The sequence below is a fragment of the Streptococcus oralis genome (assembly GCF_001578945.1).
GTDB lineage: Bacteria > Bacillota > Bacilli > Lactobacillales > Streptococcaceae > Streptococcus > Streptococcus oralis_Q.
Window position 1 is genome coordinate 111964 of the sequence record NZ_KQ969551.1, and the last position, 3351, is coordinate 115314.

Sequence of the window (3351 nt, forward strand, 5' to 3'; positions counted from 1 at the left end):
TGAAAGATGACGGAACCTATCAAACTTATCTTGAAAAGGCAGCAAAACTAACAGAAGTTGAACAATAAGAAAAAGCAGAGTTGGACTTTAATCCAACTCTGCTTTTAGGTATTCTAATAGCTCTTCTAGATTTTCGAGAGTGACTTTGGCAAACTGATAAGGACAGGCGTCCAAATAAGCTTTCTCAAAAAAGTCTAGTTTGAGTGAGCTGTGTTTCAAACTGGCAATCTTAGGAAAGTGTCTCAAATCAAGGAGAAGGCCATCGTGTAGAGGATAGTGGGGCAAGGGACAAGTGTTTTCTTCAAGCACTTCCTTAATCCGAGTCTGATAGTTCTCTTGAAGGGTCAATCGAGCTAGTCGATTTTTTTCAAATAACTGGCTATCAATGTAAAGAGAAAGAGCCTTTTGCATGATGAGATTGCTGTCATAGTCCAGGATATTTTTGTAGGAAACAAAGGCCTTTTTTATGGCATTTGGGAGAATGAGAGCGGTGATCCGAAGGGCTGGAAAGAGACTGGTTGAGAAGGACTTGATATAAATGACCCGATCCTCAGTAGCCAGATAGTGGAAGGTTTGGCCCTTTCTAGGATCTAGGTCCCCCAGATAGTCATCCTCTACGATGTAAACACCATACTGGCTTGCTAGATCCAGAATAGCCCTCTTTTCCTGATCAGAATAGGAATGGCCAAGAGGATAGTGGAAGCGAGGAATGGTATAGAAAAACTTGATTTTGCCAGATTTGAACTGTTCTTCCAGTTCTTCAAGGTCAATGCCATCGATTCGGCGTTCAATGGTCTGATAGGCCAATCCCTGAGCGACTAAGAGGCGGTTCATTCGATGGTAAGTCGGCTGTTCGACCAAAATATCCTCTCCCTCGCTCGGGAAGTTAATCTGAGAAAGGATAAAGAGAGCTTGTTGGGTACCAGATGTTAGAACCAGTTGGTCGGGTTTGCAGTAGAGGGCTTGGTCAAAGAGGAGTTGATGGACAGATTGTCTGAGTTCCTCAAGGCCTTCTTGGTTGTCATAGTAGTTGAATAGGTAGTTTTCTCTTCCAATCAGTGTTTCATTGACGCAGAGTCTGAAGTCGTCATAAGCACTGGCATGTTCATCAGTGACTTCGATTTCTAAGTCCTGATGCTGTCCTTGTTCTAGAACATAGTAGCCACTTTGGGGTTTGGCATAGAGGTATTGTTCATGGCGTAATTCCAGTAGGGCGCGCTGAATGGTGTCCTTGCTACAGTGGAAGTCTTGGCTCAGTTGACGGATAGAGGGAAGCCGGCTACCTGTTGGGAATTTTCCTGATTCGATTCCCTTTTTTAGAAAGGAAACGACTGCTTGGTATTTACTTTCTTTCTTCATTCCAGACCTCCCTTGATTTTGTTACATTGTACCTTTTTTTTGCCTCCTTTGCAATGGGAAAAGCATTTCTCCCTTTCACAACTAGGAGCAAATGTGGTATACTTAGAAAGTATGATGATTCATTGAATAAAAGATAAGAAAGAGAATGGATAGAAAAGTGCAGGAACCAGTTAAATTATTTCAATACAATACTCTAGGTGCCCTAATGGCAGGTCTCTATGGTGGAACCATGACAGTGGGAGAATTGTTGGAACATGGTGATCTCGGCTTAGGGACATTGGATTCGATTGACGGGGAGTTGATTGTCCTTGATGGCAAGGCTTATCAAGCCAAGGGATCTGGTCAAACGCCTGAAATCGTTGAGGTGGCAGCAGATGCTCTTATTCCCTATGCAGCAGTAGTTCCTCATCAGGCAGAAGTGATTTTTCGTCAGCGCTTTGAGATGACGGACAAGGAATTGGAAAAGCGAATTGAGTCCTACTATGATGGGGAAAATCTTTTTCGTTCCATCAAGATTCATGGCGAATTTTCACAAATGCATGTGCGGATGATTCCCAAATCTACACCTGATACCAAGTTTGCTGATGTGGCGACTCACCAACCTGAATATAGCCGTGAAAATGTATCGGGGACTATTGTTGGATTTTGGACACCAGAGATTTTCCATGGAGTGAGTGTTGCAGGCTACCATTTGCATTTTATCTCAGATGATTTGACCTTTGGTGGGCATGTGATGGACTTTGTTATTAAAGAAGGAATGATCGAGGTTGGGGCAGTCGACCAATTGGACCAACGTTTTCCAGTCCAAGATCGCCAGTATTTATTTGCGAAATTTAACGTTGACGAGATGAAGAAAGATATTGATAAGTCAGAATAGGAGAAAAAATGACAGTACATATTATTCTCACCATGATCGCTTTGGTTCTCATTCTAGTAGGTGGGACTTGGTATGCCAAAAAACGGTTTAAAATCTCTCTTGCAGTGATGGGCTTGGGGGCAATCGCATTTTTTGTTTCTTCTCAAGTGTTAGAGAAGATTGTTCACCTTCTGGTACTCCATCCGCAAAAAGATGGAACCATTCCGCTTATGCAGGAGCAGCCTTTCTTATACGTCCTTTATGGAATCGCCATGGCTTCCCTCTTTGAAGAAACTGCCCGCCTTGTCTTTTTTAAATGGTTGGAGAAAAAGAGAAAGCTAGAAGATCGAGATGCTTTGGCTTATGGTTTGGGACATGGGGGCTTGGAGATGCTCTATCTCGGAATGGGAAGCTTGATCAGTCTTTTGATTCTCTTTTCACTCATCCAGTCTTCAAATACTGATGTAGCCAATCTTCTTCCAAAATCTACGCTCGAAACGGTTCAGTCTCTTTCTGTATGGCAGGTTTATTTACTAGGAGTTGAACGTGTGCTTGCTCTGGTTCTACAAATTGGTCTTTCCATCTGGGTCTATCAAAGTGTCCGTCAAAAGAAATGGATCTACCTCCTTGCTGCCTATGGTTTGCATGCCTTGTTTGACTTGGCTCCAGCCTTATCTCAAGTGGGATGGATTGCAAATCCGCTTCTGGTTGAGTTTGTTCTTCTCGTAGAACTTTTAGTCTTTATCTGGCTAACAAAATCTACATTTTGGAAAAAATCATAAAAAGAGGGGTGACCTCTTTTTATTGTTCTCTCTTAACTCTGTTTTTGTCTATTTCTTACTATTTACCGCCAGCTGTATTATCTGGAAGATAAGCCTATCTTTCTGTTTAATACCTATTTACCAAGGGACAGCCAGCTTTTCAAGAAATGAAAAACTTGTTTGATAAAATCTTCAATTAAGCCAAGGAGATACCGTTATCAAGGAAGTCCACATCAACTTTATATATACTCGAAAAAAATTTAAAAAATTTTTCATTTTTCTCTTGACGTGGAACGCGTTCCAGAATGTACAATGGTATCAAAGGTTGGGAATGCGCATTTAAACCGACCTATCACACGCTAGCGGACAAAGAAG

The 3351-nt window shown here is 41.9% G+C and carries 3 protein-coding genes; 2 read left to right on the forward strand and 1 reads right to left on the reverse strand.

Annotation, left to right across the window (positions count from 1 at the left end):
* Window positions 1–87 precede the first annotated feature (87 nt).
* The gene (locus tag SORDD16_RS03255) at window positions 88–1359 is read right to left on the reverse strand and encodes an aminotransferase-like domain-containing protein (RefSeq protein ID WP_061452365.1); all 1272 of its coding nucleotides are present in this window, start codon (window positions 1357–1359) and stop codon (window positions 88–90) included.
* Window positions 1360–1504: 145 nt separating this feature from the next.
* On the opposite strand from SORDD16_RS03255, the gene budA reads away from it, so the two are divergent.
* Entirely contained in the window at window positions 1505–2236 is a 732-nt protein-coding gene (budA, locus tag SORDD16_RS03260) for an acetolactate decarboxylase (RefSeq protein WP_000375405.1), read from the forward strand.
* An 8-nt stretch (window positions 2237–2244) separates the two neighbouring features.
* Window positions 2245–2997, forward strand: coding sequence for a YhfC family intramembrane metalloprotease (locus tag SORDD16_RS03265; protein WP_061452366.1), 753 nt, complete (start codon window positions 2245–2247; stop codon window positions 2995–2997).
* Window positions 2998–3351 lie beyond the last annotated feature (354 nt).

Excerpts from the sequence above, each read along its gene's own strand:
- budA (WP_000375405.1), top strand. The coding sequence starts at position 1,505 with ATGGATAGAAAAGTGCAGGAACCAGTTAAATTATTTCAATACAATACT.
- SORDD16_RS03255 (WP_061452365.1), bottom strand. The coding sequence starts at position 1,359 with ATGAAGAAAGAAAGTAAATACCAAGCAGTCGTTTCCTTTCTAAAAAAG.
- SORDD16_RS03265 (WP_061452366.1), top strand. The coding sequence starts at position 2,245 with ATGACAGTACATATTATTCTCACCATGATCGCTTTGGTTCTCATTCTA.